The 17541-nt window shown below is 56.3% G+C and carries 19 protein-coding genes; 12 read left to right on the plus strand and 7 right to left on the minus strand.

What is annotated here, in order from left to right:
• The first annotated feature begins 111 nt into the window (after positions 1 to 111).
• From FHS21_RS22500 to FHS21_RS22510, 3 genes are read left to right on the plus strand one after another with little or no spacing between them, the layout of a single operon-like run.
• Positions 112 to 735: a shikimate kinase gene (locus tag FHS21_RS22500; RefSeq protein WP_112523577.1), complete on the plus strand. Its 624-nt coding sequence runs from the start codon at positions 112 to 114 to the stop codon at positions 733 to 735.
• Positions 732 to 1856, plus strand: coding sequence for a 3-dehydroquinate synthase (gene aroB, locus FHS21_RS22505; RefSeq protein ID WP_183664063.1), 1125 nt, complete (start codon positions 732 to 734; stop codon positions 1854 to 1856). Before FHS21_RS22500 ends, aroB begins: the two co-directional genes overlap by 4 nt.
• Positions 1853 to 3136 (plus strand): HlyC/CorC family transporter, encoded by a 1284-nt coding sequence (locus FHS21_RS22510; RefSeq protein ID WP_112551810.1) that lies wholly within the window; start codon positions 1853 to 1855, stop codon positions 3134 to 3136. The genes aroB and FHS21_RS22510 overlap by 4 nt, the downstream gene beginning before the upstream one ends.
• A gap of 8 nt (positions 3137 to 3144) precedes the next feature.
• Here FHS21_RS22510 and FHS21_RS22515 read toward each other — a convergent pair whose 3' ends face one another.
• A complete protein-coding gene (locus FHS21_RS22515; protein WP_112523568.1) occupies positions 3145 to 3447 on the minus strand; it encodes a BolA family protein in 303 nt (100 codons plus the stop codon).
• Positions 3448 to 3591: 144 nt separating this feature from the next.
• Between FHS21_RS22515 and FHS21_RS22520 the strand changes: the two genes are divergently transcribed.
• The 4 genes from FHS21_RS22520 to FHS21_RS22535 all read left to right on the plus strand — a co-directional run bounded on the left by FHS21_RS22520 (position 3592) and on the right by FHS21_RS22535 (position 8237).
• Complete coding sequence (locus tag FHS21_RS22520; RefSeq protein ID WP_112523565.1) at positions 3592 to 4245, plus strand: J domain-containing protein; 654 nt, start codon at positions 3592 to 3594, stop codon at positions 4243 to 4245.
• Positions 4246 to 4331: 86 nt separating this feature from the next.
• Positions 4332 to 5318 (plus strand): cobaltochelatase subunit CobS, encoded by a 987-nt coding sequence (cobS, locus tag FHS21_RS22525; protein WP_112523562.1) that lies wholly within the window; start codon positions 4332 to 4334, stop codon positions 5316 to 5318.
• 14 nt (positions 5319 to 5332) lie between these two features.
• Positions 5333 to 7222, plus strand: a complete 1890-nt coding sequence (gene cobT / locus FHS21_RS22530) for a cobaltochelatase subunit CobT (RefSeq protein ID WP_112523560.1) — start codon at positions 5333 to 5335, stop codon at positions 7220 to 7222.
• Between the two features lies 1 nt (position 7223).
• Positions 7224 to 8237: an esterase-like activity of phytase family protein gene (locus tag FHS21_RS22535; protein WP_183664065.1), complete on the plus strand. Its 1014-nt coding sequence runs from the start codon at positions 7224 to 7226 to the stop codon at positions 8235 to 8237.
• Here FHS21_RS22535 and FHS21_RS22540 read toward each other — a convergent pair.
• Both FHS21_RS22540 and rpmB read right to left on the minus strand, forming a co-directional pair.
• The gene (locus FHS21_RS22540) at positions 8210 to 8860 is read right to left on the minus strand and encodes a queuosine precursor transporter (RefSeq protein ID WP_112523554.1); all 651 of its coding nucleotides are present in this window, start codon (positions 8858 to 8860) and stop codon (positions 8210 to 8212) included. The two genes, FHS21_RS22535 and FHS21_RS22540, sit on opposite strands and share 28 nt — an antisense overlap.
• A gap of 81 nt (positions 8861 to 8941) precedes the next feature.
• Entirely contained in the window at positions 8942 to 9241 is a 300-nt protein-coding gene (gene rpmB, locus FHS21_RS22545) for a 50S ribosomal protein L28 (protein WP_112523551.1), read from the minus strand.
• A 273-nt stretch (positions 9242 to 9514) separates the two neighbouring features.
• On the opposite strand from rpmB, the gene FHS21_RS22550 reads away from it, so the two are divergent.
• Together FHS21_RS22550 and yddG are read left to right on the plus strand one after the other, a co-directional pair.
• Positions 9515 to 10321: a DUF3108 domain-containing protein gene (locus tag FHS21_RS22550; RefSeq protein WP_183664067.1), complete on the plus strand. Its 807-nt coding sequence runs from the start codon at positions 9515 to 9517 to the stop codon at positions 10319 to 10321.
• 34 nt (positions 10322 to 10355) lie between these two features.
• A complete protein-coding gene (gene yddG, locus FHS21_RS22555) occupies positions 10356 to 11249 on the plus strand; it encodes an aromatic amino acid exporter YddG (RefSeq protein ID WP_183664069.1) in 894 nt (297 codons plus the stop codon).
• Here yddG and FHS21_RS22560 read toward each other — a convergent pair.
• Together FHS21_RS22560 and gloB are read right to left on the minus strand one after the other, a co-directional pair.
• On the minus strand, positions 11213 to 11647 hold the full coding sequence (locus tag FHS21_RS22560; protein WP_210283594.1) for a cupin domain-containing protein: 435 nt from the start codon (positions 11645 to 11647) through the stop codon (positions 11213 to 11215). The two genes, yddG and FHS21_RS22560, sit on opposite strands and share 37 nt — an antisense overlap.
• Positions 11647 to 12417: a hydroxyacylglutathione hydrolase gene (gene gloB / locus FHS21_RS22565; RefSeq protein WP_112523542.1), complete on the minus strand. Its 771-nt coding sequence runs from the start codon at positions 12415 to 12417 to the stop codon at positions 11647 to 11649. The genes FHS21_RS22560 and gloB overlap by 1 nt, the downstream gene beginning before the upstream one ends.
• A gap of 104 nt (positions 12418 to 12521) precedes the next feature.
• On the opposite strand from gloB, the gene FHS21_RS22570 reads away from it, so the two are divergent.
• Positions 12522 to 13289, plus strand: coding sequence for a class I SAM-dependent methyltransferase (locus FHS21_RS22570; RefSeq protein WP_112523538.1), 768 nt, complete (start codon positions 12522 to 12524; stop codon positions 13287 to 13289).
• Positions 13290 to 13382: 93 nt separating this feature from the next.
• Here FHS21_RS22570 and metW read toward each other — a convergent pair whose 3' ends face one another.
• Positions 13383 to 13997, minus strand: coding sequence for a methionine biosynthesis protein MetW (metW, locus tag FHS21_RS22575; RefSeq protein ID WP_112523535.1), 615 nt, complete (start codon positions 13995 to 13997; stop codon positions 13383 to 13385).
• On the minus strand, positions 13994 to 15181 hold the full coding sequence (metX, locus tag FHS21_RS22580; protein WP_112523533.1) for a homoserine O-acetyltransferase MetX: 1188 nt from the start codon (positions 15179 to 15181) through the stop codon (positions 13994 to 13996). Before metX ends, metW begins: the two co-directional genes overlap by 4 nt.
• Before the next feature lie 132 nt (positions 15182 to 15313).
• On the opposite strand from metX, the gene hisC reads away from it, so the two are divergent.
• Positions 15314 to 16414, plus strand: a complete 1101-nt coding sequence (gene hisC, locus FHS21_RS22585; RefSeq protein ID WP_183664071.1) for a histidinol-phosphate transaminase — start codon at positions 15314 to 15316, stop codon at positions 16412 to 16414.
• Between the two features lie 145 nt (positions 16415 to 16559).
• Entirely contained in the window at positions 16560 to 17492 is a 933-nt protein-coding gene (locus FHS21_RS22590; RefSeq protein WP_183664073.1) for a prephenate/arogenate dehydrogenase family protein, read from the plus strand.
• Positions 17493 to 17541 lie beyond the last annotated feature (49 nt).

Raw genomic sequence — 17541 nt, forward strand, 5'->3', positions numbered from 1 at the left:
TGCTTGGTTCCATAATCCTGCAGCTCAAACCCTTATGATTTGATGAAGCTTGAGTCTTCTAACGCCATAGTTTGCTTGACGACAGCACGGTTTTCCTGTCGAAACGCAATTATGAATGTGACTGAAGACATAGTTGGGGCAGCCGAGATCGCGGAGCTCGCCAAATCCATCAGAGAGCGCCTCGGACATAGGTCCATCGTGCTTATCGGACTGATGGGCGCGGGCAAATCCACAGTCGGCAAAAAGCTGGCGGCACTGGTCGAGCTGCCATTCTTCGACGCTGACAACGAGATCGAAAAAGTCTCGACGATGACTATTCCGGAACTTTTCGAAGCTTATGGAGAAGGCGAATTTCGGGACCTCGAGCGGCGCGTTATTGCGCGCATGCTTGAGAATGGACCGATCGTGCTGGCGACTGGTGGCGGTGCTTATATGAATGAACTTACCCGCAAAGCTATCGCTTCGGAGGGTATTTCACTTTGGCTGAAAGCCGAACTTGACGTGCTGATGGCGCGTGTTGCGCGCAAACAGAACCGGCCGCTTTTGAAAAACGATAATCCCCGAGGTGTGATGGAACGGCTTATGACCGAGCGCCACCCGATTTATTCGGTCGCCGATCTGGTGGTGAACTCCCGCGAGGAAAAGAAGGAAATCATTGCCTTCGAAGCAATGCAGGCAATTGCTGGCCATCTTGACGGTATTGCATCCCGCAGCAAAGAGGAATCCGGTTCATGACCGACGCGGTTACCACTACCACTGTACCCGTCAAGCTCGGGGATCGTTCTTACGATATTCTCATTGGGGCCGGATTGATCGAGCGGGCCGGATATGAAATTGCAAAGCGTGCTAAATCGGTGCGTGTCGCTATTATCAGCGACGAGACTGTCGCAGGTCTGCATCTCGATCGGCTCACGCGAAGCCTGACGGCTGTCGGGATAGATTCTACACCCATCTTGGTTGCACCCGGGGAGAAATCCAAAGGTTTTGCAACACTCGAAACCGTAACCAATGCAATCCTTTCCGCGCGTCTTGAGCGCGGCGATATCGTGATTGCTTTTGGTGGCGGTGTCATTGGTGACCTCGCCGGTTTTGCGGCAGGCATTACCCGTCGTGGCATGGGATTCATCCAGATGCCGACATCGTTGCTGGCGCAAGTCGATTCGTCTGTTGGTGGCAAGACAGGTATCAACACGGCGCACGGCAAGAACCTCGTTGGCGTCTTTTATCAGCCACAACTCGTTCTGGCCGATACGGATGTGCTCGACACATTGACGCCGCGTGAGTTCCGTGCCGGCTACGCTGAGGTTGCAAAGTATGGACTGATCGACCGGCCGGATTTTTTTGCCTGGCTGGAAAAGAATTGGCGGGGAATTTTCGATGGCGGGCCTGAACGGACTGAGGCCATTGCCGTATCATGCCAATCCAAAGCCGATGTAGTCGCCAGAGATGAACGCGAAACGGGAGATCGCGCACTGCTCAATCTTGGCCATACGTTTGGCCATGCATTGGAAACCGCGACGAACTACGATTCCGGGCGGTTGGTGCATGGCGAGGGCGTCGCAATCGGGATGGTTCTCGCCCACCAGTTTTCCGCAAAGATGAATCTGGCGAGCCCGGACGATGCGGCTCGTGTCGAAGCGCATCTGCGCCAGGTCGGGCTCCCTGTTTCCATAGACGATATTCCCGGCAACCTCCCCTCCGCGGAAAAGCTGATGGACTATATTGCGCAAGATAAAAAAGTAGCGCGCGGGGCGCTCACATTCATTTTGACTCGCGGTATTGGCCAATCATTTATCGCAAAAGACGTGCCGCCATCTGCTGTGCTAAGCTTTTTGCAGGAGAAACACCCGACATGACGCTGGAAATCTGGATCTTTTGCGGAATCATATTCCTTTTGATCCTGATGTCTGCCTTGTTTTCAGGGTCTGAGACTGCTCTGACTGCCGTATCTCGTGCGCGTATGCATCGCTTGTCCAAGCGCGGCGACGACCGCGCGGCCGTAGTGGAAAATCTGATAGAGAAGCGGGACCGGCTTATTGGTGTCATGCTCATCGGCAACAACCTCATCAATATTCTAGCCTCATCGTTGACGACGAGTATGCTGCTAACATTGTTTGGCCAAGCTGGCGTTGCCTACGCCACGGCGATAATGACAGTGTTGCTAGTCATCTTCGCGGAGGTGTTGCCCAAGTCCTGGGCTATTTCGAGTCCCGACAGAAATTCGCTCGCCCTTGTCCGGTTCGCCCAGATAGTCGTCTTTCTGTTTGGCCCGCTTTCTGATCTCGTCAATTGGATTGTTCGCCAGATTCTTGCAGTGTTCGGCATCAATCTTGCGGCAGGCACGTCAATGTTGTCAGCCCAGGAAGAACTGCGCGGCACTGTCGATCTATTACACAAGGAAGGCTCTGTCGTTAAAGGTGATCGGGACCAGATCGGCGGTCTTCTCGACCTGCGTGAACTTGAAGTCTACGACGTTATGATCCACCGGACCGATATGGATTCGGTCAACGCAGACGATCCCATCGAAACCATCATTACAGAAATCCTGGCGAGCCATCATACCCGCATTCCTGTCTGGAAGGACGCGAATGACAATATCGTCGGCGTTGTTCATGCCAAGGATCTGGTGCGGGCGATCCGCGACGCAAATCGGGACTTTTCCAAGATCAACATCATGAAGGTGGCAACGAAGCCGTGGTTCGTTCCGGACACGACAAGTCTTCAGGATCAGCTTAATGCTTTTCTGAGACGCAAAGCGCATATCGCCATCGTGGTCGATGAATATGGTGACGTGCAAGGATTGATTACTCTCGAAGATATTCTCGAAGAGATCGTTGGCGATATCGCCGATGAGCACGACATCGATGTGCAGGGTTGCCGTCCTCAACCGGATGGTTCAGTGCTGGTTGACGGCTCAGTCCCCATTCGCGATCTTAACCGGGCCTTGGACTGGCACTTGCCCGACGCCGAAGCGACGACCATTGCCGGTCTCGTAATCCACGAAACACAGAGCATTCCAAAAGAAAAGCAGGCCTTCACCTTCCATGGCAAGCGTTTCACAATCCTGAAGCGGGAAAAAAATCGCATCACGCGGCTGCGCATTCGACCAATCGAGGATGACGACAAGCTGGGTTGAGTCGAGCTTTAGGCGCGTGTCGCCTCACCCGGTGCCGCGGGTTCAAGCGCCAGCGCGTGGACGCTGCCATTCAGTTCGTCCTGCAGCACTTCATTGATGGCGCGATGACGCGCAACGCGCGACATGCCGGCGAATGCCTCCGCGACAATCCGCACACGAAAATGCGTTTCGCCTGAACCGTCAAATGTGCCATGATGCTCGCTGTCAGAATGATGGTGGCCGGCGTGCAGATGGCTTTCATTGATGACTGCCAACGAAACAGGATGAAAAGCCTGCATCAGTTTGCTTTCGATCACTGACTGAGTGGACATTTCGTTCTCCTGCGCCCATATGGTAGTTTCACTTGGCAAATCCATTCATGATCACAAATTTACCGCCATTTCAGGCGTTAGGTCTATCCATGGGTAAATGTCAATTCTTGTTCCACTAACCGATCCGTTGATGATTCTGATTCGATGACCTCAAGTTCGAAATATTTTGACAGCATCCGCATCCGCCCGAAAAAGGTGGACGAGGAGAAATCGCGCACACCTGTCTGCCAATGGGATGGTTGCGACAAGCCTGGACCACATCGTGCTCCTGTGGGACGTGAGAAGGAAGGCGAGTTCTTCCATTTCTGCATCGACCATGTGCGCGAGTACAACAAGGGCTATAATTATTTCTCTGGCCTCTCGGATGCCGAGGTAGCCAGATACCAGAAGGAAGCTTTGACGGGCGACCGCCCGACCTGGACCGTTGCAGGACTACCTGGAAGCGGAGCGGGCGCAAGCGCCAGTACGCGCGCTCAAGCGAGCGCCAGCGCCAAGACGTCACCGGATTTTTCGAAGTTGCGTTCGGGTCGTGCGGCATATCAGAACCGATTCCGTGACCCCAACAGCGTTTTCAATGAGGCGCGGGTGCATATCCGCAAGCTCAAGCCATTGGAGTCAAAAGCACTGGATACGCTCGGGCTTGGCGCAAAAGCCACTGGCGAAGACATAAAGTCGCGCTATAAAGAACTTGTGAAGATCCATCATCCCGATGCTAATGGCGGTGACAGGGCTTCCGAGGATCGTTTCCGTGACGTAATCCAGGCCTATCAATTGCTCAAAGCGGCTGGTTTCTGCTAACCCACGATTGAGCCGAATTCGGAACTTCACAGCGAGGTTCCAAACTATCTTTATGCGTCTGCGCGTGCAGTCGCGCTGGAGGCATGATGAATAAGGTTGATCGCGATATTGCGAATTTGCCGGATACAACGGTTTCTGCTGCAAAATTGTTTGGTTTTGAGACCGATATGATGGTTCCTGCCTATAAGGCAGGTGACGCTTATGTGCCGGAAATTGACACGGACTATCTATTCGACAAACAGACCACGCTGGCCATTCTCGCGGGTTTTGCCTTCAACCGCCGTGTTATGGTTTCCGGGTACCATGGTACCGGTAAATCGACCCATATCGAGCAGGTCGCCGCGCGGCTGAACTGGCCATGCGTGCGTGTCAATCTGGACAGCCACGTCAGCCGTATCGACCTTGTTGGCAAGGATGCGATCGTCGTCAAGGAAGGCATGCAGATCACGGAATTCCGCGACGGCATCCTGCCTTGGGCTTATCAGCACAATGTCGCGCTTGTATTCGACGAGTACGATGCGGGACGTCCGGACGTCATGTTCGTCATCCAACGCGTGCTCGAATCGTCGGGTCGTCTGACGCTGCTCGATCAAAGTCGTGTTATCCGCCCGCATCCCGCCTTTCGTCTGTTTGCCACCGCCAATACGGTTGGCCTTGGTGATACGACGGGTCTTTATCATGGCACGCAGCAGATCAATCAGGCGCAGATGGACCGCTGGTCCATTGTGACGACCCTTAACTATCTGCCGCACGACAATGAGGCGGCTATCGTTGCCGCCAAGGCCAAGCATTATCAGAACAAGGAAGGCAAGGAGATCGTCTCCAAGATGGTGCGCGTTGCTGACATGACGCGCGCAGCATTCATCAATGGCGATCTCTCGACTGTCATGAGTCCCCGTACCGTGATCACATGGGCGGAAAATGCCGATATCTTCAAGGATGTGGGCTTTGCTTTCCGTCTGACGTTCCTCAACAAGTGCGACGAACTCGAACGTCCACTCGTTGCCGAATTCTACCAGCGGGCATTTGGCAAGGAACTGCCTGAATCGACCGCCAATGTGGTCATCGGCTGAGCGTCACGATAAAGATGGCAGGTCCCGGAGATAATTCACGTGCGAATCCGAAAGGTCCGGTTGATTCCGAGCCTTTCAAGCGCGCGCTTACGGGATGCATGCGTGCGATTGCCGGCGACCATGAAATGGAAGTTGGATTCGGTAATGACAAGCCGGCCCTGACTGGTCATCGGGCGCGGCTTCCCGATCTGCCCAAGCGTCCAACTGCCAATGATGTTGCCGTCACACGCGGCCTTGGCGATTCGATGGCGCTGCGCAAAGCCTGTCACAATGACCGTATTCACGCGACGCTGGCGCCCGAAGGCAAGCAGGCGAGGGCGATCTTTGACGCGGTCGAACAGGCGCGCGTCGAGGCCATCGGTGCGTTGCGTATGGACGGGGTCGCAGAGAACCTGACTTCGATGCTCTCGGACAAATATGCCCGGGCCAATTTCCCGGCAATAACGGATAAAGCCGAGGCTCCGCTGGAAGAAGCCGTGGCACTTTTGGTTCGTGAAAAGCTTACGGGTCGCAAAGCTCCGGAATCAGCTGGCAATGTGCTTGACCTGTGGCGTGACTGGATTGAGGAGAAGGCTGCGGCAGACCTCGACCATCTCGGCGCCAAGATCAACGATCAAAACGCTTTCGCTCGCGTCGTACGCGAGATGCTCGCTTCCATGGAGATGGCGGAAGAGTTGGCGCAGGAGAGCCAGGAAGACGACAGCCAGGACAATAATGAGGACTCGCCTGAACCCGAAGAAAACAACGAAGGCGGTTCGGATGAGAACGAGGGCAGCGATTCGTCCGAGAATGATGAGTCCGATACATCCAGCGACGACAGCCAGTCCGGCGAGACCGAAGCCGCCGACGCTTCGTCTGACGATATGGACGAGGATTCGGACGCGGATGCCGAGATACCGGGCGAGGCGCGGCGCCCCAACCAGCCGTTCTCCAACCTCGGCAGTGAGAGCGGCTACAAGATTTTCACGCAGGAATTCGACGAAACGACCGATGCGGAAGAGCTTTGCGACGAGGCCGAGCTGGAGCGACTGCGCGCTTTCCTCGACAAGCAACTCGCCAATCTCTCTGCCGTCGTTGGACGCTTGGCAAACAAGTTGCAACGCCGTCTGATGGCGCAACAAAACCGCTCATGGGACTTCGATCTGGAGGAGGGCTACCTCGACAGTGCGCGCCTTGTGCGTATCGTAATCGATCCAACGCAACCACTTTCCTATAAGCAGGAACGCGACACGGATTTCCGCGATACCGTCGTGACGCTGCTTATCGACAATTCCGGTTCCATGCGCGGGCGGCCGATTACAGTTGCCGCGACGTGCGCGGACATTCTGGCAAGGACGCTGGAGCGTTGCGGCGTGAAGGTGGAAATCCTCGGGTTCACCACCAAGGCCTGGAAAGGCGGTCAGGCGCGTGAAGCCTGGCTGGAGCGTGGCAAGCCCGCCAATCCCGGCCGTCTCAACGATCTGCGCCACATCGTCTATAAGCGCGCTGACGCCCCGTGGCGGCGCGCACGGCGCAATCTTGGCCTGATGATGCGCGAAGGCCTTCTGAAGGAGAACATCGACGGTGAAGCCCTGATATGGGCACACCAACGGTTGCTGGGCCGTCCTGAGCAGCGCCGTATCCTGATGATGATCTCGGATGGGGCTCCGGTTGATGATTCTACCCTTTCGGTCAATCCGGGCAACTATCTCGAGCGGCACTTGCGCGCTGTGATCGAGGAGATCGAAACACGTTCGCCGGTTGAGTTGATCGCCATTGGTATCGGCCATGATGTAACCCGGTACTATCGCCGCGCTGTTACTATCGTCGATGCAGAGGAACTTGCCGGCGCCATGACGGAGCAGCTGGCTTCACTGTTTGAAGAGCCGGAACGACAGAGCGCAAAAAAGTCAGTGCGGCGATAACATGAACCGAACTGCGCTGGCTTTTCGGCGCGCATCGCTTTGCCTCGTGTTCCTTGTTGCAATGCCGGTTTCAGCGGAGGAAAACGCGGTCGTTTCCCCTGCTGTCATCGAGTCCCGTGTCATCTCCAATTTTCGCATCGGCTCGTCCGAGAGGCGATTCGGACAGCTTGAATTTGTTGGCGGCCTGGAAATGACCTCTGCAAGTTCCGACTTTGGCGGCCTTTCCGCGTTTCGCTATCTGGATTCAGGAAAGAAATTTCTCGGCATCACCGATACTGGCTTCTGGTATGCGGGTACGATGCAGCGCGATGAAGAGGGCAGACCCGCATCGATCGGCAATTTTCGCTTGGCACCGATTCAGAGCGAGGAAGGTCTTCCTGTTGAGGGCAAGTGGAACTCCGATGCCGAAGGCATGAGCGTTTACGGCGATACAGTCACGGTTTCGTTCGAGCGCATCCACCGGATTGCGGAATATGCGCTGGACCTTGAAAATTTTGCCTCGACGCCAAAGAATGTTCCTCTGCCGATACCGAGGGAAGAGCTGCGCAACAACCGCGGCATAGAGACGATAGCCTATTCGCCGGCCCCCGGCCCATTGCACGGGGCGCGTATTGCAGTAACTGAAAAAAGCATCAACGAGGCTGGCGATATGTTTGCTGCAGTGCTCGAAGGGCCGCAGAAAGGCATTTTCTTTGTCAAACGCCGCGATGATTTCGACGTCAGCGATGGCGATTTCCTGCCCGATGGTGACTTGTTGCTGCTCGAGCGCCGCTTCAGCATGGCCAGCGGCGTGGTACTGAGAATACGTAGGATACCCATGGCAAGCATCAAACTTGGTGCTACGGTCGACGGCGAATTCATCCTGCAGGCGGACATGCGAAACCAGATAGACAATATGGAAGGGCTGGATGTCTGGCAGACGGCAGACGGTTCTACCCGACTATCACTCGTGTCAGATGATAATCATTCCATCCTGCAACGGAATCTTTATCTGGAATTCCGGTTTGCCGAGTAGATAGCGGGGGCGAAGATTGCAAGGATCGCTCCGTAAGGCACCAGCATCACGACAGCCATGAGCATTTTGACCATCAGATCGCCAAAACCCAACGACATCCACAATGGGATTTCCCTGCCAAGGAAGGGCACCAGCATGGCAAGTGACGAATCGGCGTGGCCTGTCGCGGCGTCGATCCAGGCAAAGTTGGCAGCAAAGGCGATCGAGAAGAACAGCAATGTGTCTAACAGCGAACCGAAGATGGCAGAGGCAAAAGGCGCCTTCCACCACGTCAGCTGCCGCAACCTGTTGAATACGGTGATGTCCAGAAGCTGGGCTGTCAGGAATGCCGTGCCGGATGCGATAGCGATGCGCGGCGTTGCCAGCCAGACCGAAAGGACGACGGCAATCGCAAACCCCACATAGACGACCTTCCGGGCAAAGGCCGGGCCGAATGTGCGATTTGCAAGATCGTTGACCAGAAAGGCTATCGGATAGGTAAAGGCGCCATAAGTCAGGATTTCTCCCAATCCAAAATGATCAAAAGGATACTGAACAAGGATATTGGACGCGGCAACGACCGCGCACATAGCTAAAACGGGGAGAATAAAGTCCGAAAAGGTATAGGCGCGTTGCAGCGGCATTTTTTTATCCTGGGTAATGGAACCAGCAATAAGGCCAGCATTTGCTGGCCTCGACGACTAGAAAAATGGAAGCGATGCTAATTAAGCAGCGACCGGAGCTTCGAGAAGCTTCTTGGCAATCTGGCGCTTCAGGAGACGAGCGCGTTGCGACAGCTCCTTCTCGTCAGCCTTGACCAGGAACGCATCCAGACCACCGCGATGCTCGACGCTGCGCAGGGCGTGAGCTGAAACGCGCAGGCGATAGCTCTGGCCGAGGGCTTCGGAAATCAGCGTTACGTGGCAAAGATTCGGCAAGAAGCGGCGGCGCGTTCTGTTGTTCGCGTGGCTCACATTGTTACCATACTGTACCGACTTAGCGGTCAATTCACATGTGCGGGACATCTGGTCTCACCTTCAAATTTTTCATTCGCCTTTGTCCGAATATTTCCTGCTACCATCGCACGTTGCCGTGCAGCGGCTCGCTTATCGGATGGGCGGCCTATTGGGAAGTCGCGTTTCTATAGTGATATGGGCCGCGCGCGTCAAGTGCACTTATGCCATGTTTGGCGCGGCTTTTATATAATACTGGCCAGCTTCTTGATGTATATCACAACTTTGCCCGCTTTGTACGCTCGAACAATCACTGCAGGGATGCTTTGGACAAGAATGACAAGAATGAATGCCCATAGGCAGTATGCCAGCCGAACGCGAATGCTGGTGCCGCTCGCTGCACTAGCGCTGATGGGCGCGCATCCGGCGCACGGCGCCCAGTCGTATCAGACAGATTACCGCGTTTCACTCTTCGGATTGTCGATAGCCAAGGCAAGTTTTTCAACCAGCGTCACAGATGATCGCGCTTACAAAGTTGTCGGGTCTCTTGCCAGCTCGGGGCTGGGTAGCCTGTTCGATGACACCAATGGCAAGCTGGACGTTACCGGTCAGTTCGCCGAGACCGGGCCCGTACCGAATTCCTATGTTGTCAAATACCGGCATGGCAACCGAAACAAGAGCACATCGATCGCCTTTACCAACGGCAATGTAACGAATACCACCAATGATCCGCCGATCAACAAGAAGAAGAACTGGGTGGATCTGAAACCTGCCGACCTCCAGTCCGTTGCCGATCCGATTTCCGGCGTGATGGTGGCAGCAAGCAGCCTCGACCAGGTCTGTAAGCAGACCTTGCATCTCTTCGATGGCCAGACACGCGTGGATTTGAAACTTTCTCCATCGGGTAGGGCGCAGCCCTTTGCCACCGAGGGTTTCAAGGGCGATGCCATTACCTGTTTGGCCAAATTCGTCCCGATCGCCGGTTATCAGTCAGGGCGAAAAGCTATCGAATATCTGAAGAACTCTAGCAAGATCAGTCTCACCTTTGCATCGCTCGGCAAGTCCGCTATCTATTCACCGGTGCAGGCAAAGATCGGCACGCAGATCGGCACGGTGACTGTTTACGCAACCCGTTTCGAAAAGACGCAATAGACGCGGCAGGCCGTCGTCGAATCCGGGGTGCTTTTTGGCTACATTTGTTGGTTTTCTCGCGATCATCATGTGGGCGATGCTCGCGCTTTTTACCGATGTGTCGGGTAAGGTTCCGCCATTTCAGTTAACCGCGATGACGTTCGCTATCGGCGCGTGCCTTGGGTTGATCTCTTGGCTGTGGCGACCGGGCGCTGCGCGACATCTGCGCCAGCCCGCAAAGGTCTGGCTGCTCGGCGTTGTCGGGCTCTTTGGCTATCACTTTCTCTATTTTACGGCACTGCGTAACGCTCCAGCTGTCGACGCCAGCCTCATCGCCTATCTCTGGCCGCTTTTCATCGTTGTCGGGTCCGCCCTTATGCCAGGTGAGCGCCTTCGCTGGTTTCACATTCTAGGCACGCTGCTAGGTTTGGCTGGAACGGTGCTTATCATAACCAAAGGTGGCGGCCTCGGCTTCGACCCGCAATTTGGCTTCGGCTACGCCATGGCAGGCCTCTGCGCACTGACATGGGCCGCCTATTCGTTGTTGTCGCGACGCTTTTCCAACGTGCCAACGGATGCTGTGACAGGCTTCTGCATTGCAACGTCGATCCTGTCGTTGATTTCACACCTGCTCCTTGAGCAGACGGTCTGGCCCGATGGACTCGTCCAGTGGCTCGCCGTTCTTGGGCTTGGGCTATTCCCGGTTGGTGCGGCTTTCTATGTCTGGGACTATGGCGTCAAACATGGGAATATCCAGGTGCTCGGTGCGTCGAGCTATGCCGCACCGCTGCTTTCAACGCTTGTGCTGATCATCGCCGGGGTGACGGAGCCAACAGGACGCGTCATGCTCGCCTGCCTCTTGATCACGCTGGGCGCAGTTATCGCAGCAAAGGACATGCTCTTCAAGCGCCGTCAGGGCTCCCAGCCGGGCTCCGCCATTTCGAACTGAGCGAAATCAAATCCTGGGGCTACCGTGCACCCGACAAGTGTCCAAGCGCCGAGGCTCTTGGCCATTTGCCATTGTCCTGCCGGAACAACGGCTTGCGGGCGCTGCCCATTGGCAAGGTCAAGTCCAAGCGTATGGGTTTCGTGCGGTGAGCCCTCAGTCGCCACGGTCAAAAGCAGTGGTGCACCACCATACCAGTGCCAGACTTCGGCAGCATCCTTGACGCGGTGCCAAGCCGAGATTTGGCCTTCCTCAAGCAGAAAGTAGATGGCCGTCGAGTGCCCGCGCCCGCCTTCTGGCCATTCCCCCTGGTTGTCGCGGAAAGTCTGGACATAGAAGCCGCCTTCCGGATGCGGCTGAAGCCCGAGGTGTTCGCGAATCTCGTCTGCTGTCAGCACCATCAAAAGTTGTCCTTGCGCTTGCGGATTTCAGCGAAAACCGCCTCATCGGTTGCGCTCTCCATTTTGAGGTTTTTGCGGATCGCGGGATCGTGCCAGCGAAGAAACGGGTTGGTCGCCATCTCGCGCATGAGCGTTGTTGGCAGGGTCGGCAAATCCGCCTCCCGCAAAGTCTTGATTTCCTTGGCCCGCTCCTTGAGCGCCGAGTTTTCCGGGTCGATAGTCAGGGCAAAACGCGCATTGCTCTCGCTGTATTCGTGGCCGCAATAGATTTCCGTTTCGCCCGGCAGTCCGATCAACCGCTGCAACGACTTGAACATGGTCGCGGGCGTTCCTTCGAAAAGCCGCCCGCAGCCGAGCGAAAACAGGGTGTCGCCGGTAAACGCGACCTTGGCGATAGGGATATGAAAGGAGATTTCGCCCGCGGTGTGCCCCGGTGTGGAAATGACCTCGACCTCGAAATTGCCGAACTTGAACCGTTCGCCGTGACGGACGCCGCGGTCAATACCCGGTATTTTCGTCTTTTCGTCCTCCGGACCAATGATTTCCAGACCGAATCGTTTCTTGAGCGCCAGATTTGCCTCAACATGATCGGTATGGTGATGCGTGGTGAAAATATGGGTCAGTTTCCAGCCACGGCGCTTGAGCGCGTCAAGAATCGGCTGTTCCTCCGGGGCATCGATTGACGCGGTCAGGCCAGCTTCAGGATCATGGATCAGCACGCCGAAATTATCGCTGCGTGCCGTGAATTGTTCTATCTGCAATTGGGGCATGGTCGTTCTCTTCATTCTTTGCTGGGCAAGATAATCCCGGTTAAGCCAAGCCTGCAACCCATGTCATTTCTTGATGTTCTCATCTTCCATGTTACGTTGCGACCATGCATCTCGACATCATCGATCTTCGCTCATTTTACGCTTCAACGCTCGGCCATCTGACCGAGCGCTCTATTACGATGGCCTTGGTGCCGCTCTGGCCGAAGCTGCCAGGCGAGCGGCTGGTTGGTCTCGGATACGCCGTACCTTACCTCGACCGGTTCCGCGGCGACACAGAACGCACATTCGCCTTCATGCCGGCCGGGCAGGGCGCCGCCAGCTGGCCGCCTGTTGAGCCATCCGCTACAGCATTGATATTCGAAGAGGATTTGCCTCTGCCCGACTCCGCAGTGGACAGAGTACTAATGGTACATGCGCTGGAACATGCGGAAGATCCACGCGAAACATTGAAGGAAATGTGGCGTGTTCTCGCGCCCAACGGCCGGCTCGTCATCGTCGTTCCGAACCGGCGCGGGCTATGGGCAAGGTTCGAACATACGCCTTTCGGCAGCGGCCGCCCCTACAGCCGAGGTCAGCTGACGCGTCTCCTGAGGGAGGCAAACTTCACGCCCGGACCGTGGGGCGAAGCTCTGTTCTTCCCGCCGTCATCGCGAAAAGCGATGATGCGGCCTTCCTCATTGTTTGAGCGGGTAGGCCGTCGTTTTTGGCCGATGTTCTCTGGCGTATTGATCGTTGAGGCGCAAAAACGCATCTATCAGGGGCTGCCCGTTGCCAAGCGTGCGTCGCGGCGTGTGTTCGTACCGGTGCTCTCACCGCAAGGTACGGCAAGCGCCAGTTCGCGTCGGCACAATCAAATTACCCGCATTGATTGAAATTCTTGCGGCGGAATCGATGATTCTTGCACCGGAATCGCAACTCTTCGTGTGAGATTCGAGGATTCTTGCGTAAATCCTAAACAGGGTTCACTAGCGTTTGAGCAAAAACACAGCCTGCTGGCCGAAGAGGTTCCAGAACCCCCATGGCATGTTGAATCCGAGGCGCTCTCCCAAGGCATTCAACGCGACGGCGGACTCGACCACTGCGCCGACTTCCTTGGTCATGTCGACAAAATCATTGATCGTGCAGAAGTGGATATTCGGCGTGTCGTACCAGCTATAGGGCAGGTCTTTGGTGACCGGCATGCGACCGTTGACCGCGAGCGATGCGCGAACCCGCCAATGCCCGAAATTGGGAAATGACACGATGGCCTTTTCGCCAATGCGCAGAAGTTCGGTGAGGACATTCTTCGGGTTGCGGGTCGCCTGCAAGGTCTGCGACAGGATCACATAATCGAAACCGCCATCCGGATAATATTTGAGATCGCTATCGGCATCGCCCTGGATGACCGACAGGCCGCGCGCAACCGATTCGTTGACACCCTTTTGCGAGAGCTCGACGCCGCGTCCATCCACATCCTTGGTACTCTGCAAAAGCTCCAGCAGTTCGCCATCGCCGCAGCCGACGTCAAGCACGCGTGATCCCGGCTCGACCAGCGAAGCGATGACGGCAAAATCGACGCGGGGATGGACGTTCACACTCATGACGGCAAAAGCCCCCTGGCGCGGGCAGCAGAGCGGATAAATCCGGTGATCGTGGAAAACATCTCGGGCTCATCGAGCAGGAACGAGTCGTGGCCCCGATCCGACTCGATTTCGACGAAGGACACCGACGCGCCAGCCGCATTCAGCGCATGGGCGACTGTCCGGCTTTCGCCGGTCGGGAATAGCCAGTCGCTGGTGAATGAAACAATGCAGAACCGGGTTTTCGATCCAGCGAAGGCATCGGCAAGGCGGCCACCATGTTCCGCCGCCAAGTCGAAATAGTCCATCGCCCGGGTCATGTAGAGATAGGAATTCGGGTCGAAGCGCTCGACGAACGTCGTGCCCTGATGGCGCAGATAACTTTCAATCTGGAAATCCGCGTCGAATCCGAAGGTCAGTTTCTGCCGGTCCTGAAGATTGCGTCCGAACTTGTTGTGCAAGGCGGTCTCGGACAGATAGGTGATATGCGCCGCCATGCGGGCGACCGAAAGACCCTTGCGCGGAACAGTGCCGGCTTCGAGATAGCGGCCTTCCTTCCAATCGGGATCAGCCATGACCGCCTGCCGGCCCACTTCATGGAAGGCGATATTCTGCGACGAGTGGCGCGCACCGGTCGCGATCGCCACGGCCGCAAATACCTTGTCGGAATGGCTCGACGCCCATTCCAGCACCTGCATGCCGCCCATGGATCCACCGATCACGGCAAAAAGCTGTTTGATGCCCAAGTGCTCGATGAGCATCGCCTGGGCACGCACCATGTCCGCTATCGTGATGATCGGAAGGTCAAGCGCATAGGCCTTGCCTGTTTCGGGATTGATCGAGGCCGGGCCTGTCGACCCAAGGCAACCCCCGAGTACATTGGAACAGAGCACGAAATAGCGGTCCGTATCGATGGGTTTGCCCGGGCCAATGAGCAACTCCCACCAGCCGGGCTTGCCGGTTACGGGATGGACATTGGCGACATGCTGATCGCCAGTCAGCGCATGACAGACGAGGATTGCGTTCGACTTGTCGGCGTTGAGTTCGCCATAGGACTGATAGGCGATACGAAACGGCGAAAGCGACACACCGCTATCCAGGTGCAACGGCTTGCCGGCGCCAAAATCCACCACCGGACTGTGGGGATTTGTCGCTTCCTGGCTTTGCTGAGCTTTTTTAGCGGTTGGTCGGCTGATTTTCGTCATGTCTGCGCAATTGAGGGCGTGATCGCGCGTAGGTATGGTCGCAGTTCGCGCAAAGTCAAGTTGTTCTCGACATCCGGGCTCCATGCAGCTATGTCCGCACGGTGCTTTTGCCCGTTACGGACCCGAAGAATTATGACACGACAAGACATGCGCCCAACTCCGAAAGCCGGTATACTTGACGTAGCAGCCTATGTCCCCGGCAAGGAACATGCTCCGGGTGTCGCGAAGGTCCACAAGCTGTCGGCAAATGAAACGCCGCTCGGCGCCAGCAAGCACGCTATAGATGCCTTTCGTGAGGCTGCTGGGAAGCTTGCGATCTACCCGGATGGACAGGCAACGGAACTGAAAAAGGCGATCGCCGATGTGCACCGTCTAAATGCCGGGAACATTCTTTGCGGCAATGGCTCTGACGAACTGCTTGGCCTGCTTTGCCAGACCTATCTTTCGCCCGGCGACGAGGCGATCTACACCGAACATGGCTTTCTGGTATACAGAAACTACATCATGGCTGCAGGCGCGACGCCGGTTGTTGCACGCGAAAATAGCGAACGGGCCGAGGTCGACTCCATACTGAGCGCGGTCACGCCGCGCACGAAGATAATTTTCCTTGCCAACCCAAACAATCCGACCGGCACGTACCTGCCTTTCGAAGAAGTACGCCGTCTGCATGACGGCCTGCCGAAGCATGTACTGCTGGTAATTGATGCTGCCTACGCAGAATATGTGCGCCGTAATGACTACGAAGCGGGTGTCGAACTCGTGTCATCCTTCGAGAATGTCGTGATGACCCGGACCTTTTCCAAGATTTATGGCCTGGCGGCGCTTCGCATCGGCTGGATGTTCGCACCCGTCCACGTCATCGATGCGGTCAATCGCATTCGCGGCCCCTTCAACATGAACTCGGCGGCCATTCTTGCCGGCAGTGCCGCTGTCCGCGACCGCGCACATGTCGCCGAAGCTGCCGCGTTCAACGAGACATGGCGTGTCTGGCTCACCGAACAATTGACCGGGCTTGGGCTTCGGGTCACGCCGTCGGTCGGAAATTTCCTTCTCGTGCACTTTCCCGAAGATCCGGCGAAATCGGCAGAGAAGGCAGACGCTTACCTTACGAGCAAAGGCTATATTTTGCGCCGCGTCACGGGATACGGATTTCCGAACGCGTTGCGCCTTTCCATTGGATCCGAAGAAGCCAATCGTGGCGTAATCGCCGCACTCTCTGAGTTCTTAAAGTAGATTCACACCATGACGGGCTGCAAATGGCGTTTTCCTGTGCTCCGGTGCTCACGTACCTTAAAGTACGCTACGCTCCGGTGCTCGAAAACCACCATCTTCGCCGCGTCATAGCGCGAATCTCAGCGCAGTTACAGGTCATAGAAACATGTCCGACGTTCATTTTAATACAATCGCACTGATCGGCATCGGCCTCATCGGTTCGTCGCTGGCGCGCGTCATCAAGCGCGAGGGACTTGCCGACAAGATCGTCATTTCCACCCGCAGCGAAGCCACACTGGCTCGGGCAAGGGAGCTTGGCCTCGGCGATAGCTATACACTTGATAGCTCAGAGGCGGTGAAGAACGCCGATCTCGTTATCGTTTCGGTACCTGTGGGTTCGTCAGGCGACGTGGCCCGGCAGATTGCCGGCTCGCTGAAGCCCGGCGCGATCGTGACCGATGTCGGTTCAACCAAGGGTTCGGTGATTGCGCAGATGCAGCCGGAACTTCCCGCGAATGTGCATTTCATTCCAGGACATCCGCTGGCAGGAACGGAATATTCCGGCCCCGATGCCGGGTTTGCCGATCTGTTCATCAACCGCTGGTGTATCCTCACGCCGCTCGAAGGCACGGACCCGGACGCTATCGCGAAGCTGACGAAGTTCTGGGAAGCCTGCGGTTCGCGGCTCGACACGATGGACCCTTTGCATCACGACCGCGTCCTCGCCATCGTATCGCATCTCCCGCACCTGATAGCCTACAATATCGTCGGCACGGCGAGCGATCTGGAAGAAGTGACGAACTCCGAAGTCATCAAATATTCGGCTTCCGGTTTTCGCGATTTCACCCGTCTGGCCGCATCTGATCCCACCATGTGGCGCGATGTCTGCCTGCACAACAAGGACGCCATCCTTGAAATGCTGTCGCGGTTTTCCGAGGACCTCGCCTCGTTGCAGCGATCGGTTCGCTGGGGCGATGGCGATGCCCTATTCGACCTTTTCACCCGGACACGTGCGGTTCGTCGCGGCATCATCGATGCGGGTCAGGAAGTGGATGCTCCGGACTTTGGACGGCAAAAGGCAGGACAGAGCTCGACGTGACGGCGAATGGGCGGTTCATTGGTGGCGTCGCACATCAAATTTGACTTGA

Origin of the sequence: Phyllobacterium trifolii, assembly GCF_014192095.1 — a bacterium.
In the GTDB taxonomy this organism is placed as follows: Bacteria; Pseudomonadota; Alphaproteobacteria; order Rhizobiales; family Rhizobiaceae; genus Phyllobacterium; species Phyllobacterium trifolii.

Coding starts and splice junctions, on each gene's coding strand:
- FHS21_RS22500 (WP_112523577.1), top strand. CDS start 112: ATGAATGTGACTGAAGACATAGTTGGGGCAGCCGAGATCGCGGAGCTC.
- aroB (WP_183664063.1), top strand. CDS start 732: ATGACCGACGCGGTTACCACTACCACTGTACCCGTCAAGCTCGGGGAT.
- FHS21_RS22510 (WP_112551810.1), top strand. CDS start 1,853: ATGACGCTGGAAATCTGGATCTTTTGCGGAATCATATTCCTTTTGATC.
- FHS21_RS22515 (WP_112523568.1), bottom strand. CDS start 3,447: ATGTCCACTCAGTCAGTGATCGAAAGCAAACTGATGCAGGCTTTTCAT.
- FHS21_RS22520 (WP_112523565.1), top strand. CDS start 3,592: ATGACCTCAAGTTCGAAATATTTTGACAGCATCCGCATCCGCCCGAAA.
- cobS (WP_112523562.1), top strand. CDS start 4,332: ATGAATAAGGTTGATCGCGATATTGCGAATTTGCCGGATACAACGGTT.
- cobT (WP_112523560.1), top strand. CDS start 5,333: ATGGCAGGTCCCGGAGATAATTCACGTGCGAATCCGAAAGGTCCGGTT.
- FHS21_RS22535 (WP_183664065.1), top strand. CDS start 7,224: ATGAACCGAACTGCGCTGGCTTTTCGGCGCGCATCGCTTTGCCTCGTG.
- FHS21_RS22540 (WP_112523554.1), bottom strand. CDS start 8,860: ATGCCGCTGCAACGCGCCTATACCTTTTCGGACTTTATTCTCCCCGTT.
- rpmB (WP_112523551.1), bottom strand. CDS start 9,241: ATGTCCCGCACATGTGAATTGACCGCTAAGTCGGTACAGTATGGTAAC.
- FHS21_RS22550 (WP_183664067.1), top strand. CDS start 9,515: ATGAATGCCCATAGGCAGTATGCCAGCCGAACGCGAATGCTGGTGCCG.
- FHS21_RS22560 (WP_210283594.1), bottom strand. CDS start 11,647: ATGGTGCTGACAGCAGACGAGATTCGCGAACACCTCGGGCTTCAGCCG.
- gloB (WP_112523542.1), bottom strand. CDS start 12,417: ATGCCCCAATTGCAGATAGAACAATTCACGGCACGCAGCGATAATTTC.
- FHS21_RS22570 (WP_112523538.1), top strand. CDS start 12,522: ATGCATCTCGACATCATCGATCTTCGCTCATTTTACGCTTCAACGCTC.
- metW (WP_112523535.1), bottom strand. CDS start 13,997: ATGAGTGTGAACGTCCATCCCCGCGTCGATTTTGCCGTCATCGCTTCG.
- metX (WP_112523533.1), bottom strand. CDS start 15,181: ATGACGAAAATCAGCCGACCAACCGCTAAAAAAGCTCAGCAAAGCCAG.
- hisC (WP_183664071.1), top strand. CDS start 15,314: ATGACACGACAAGACATGCGCCCAACTCCGAAAGCCGGTATACTTGAC.
- FHS21_RS22590 (WP_183664073.1), top strand. CDS start 16,560: ATGTCCGACGTTCATTTTAATACAATCGCACTGATCGGCATCGGCCTC.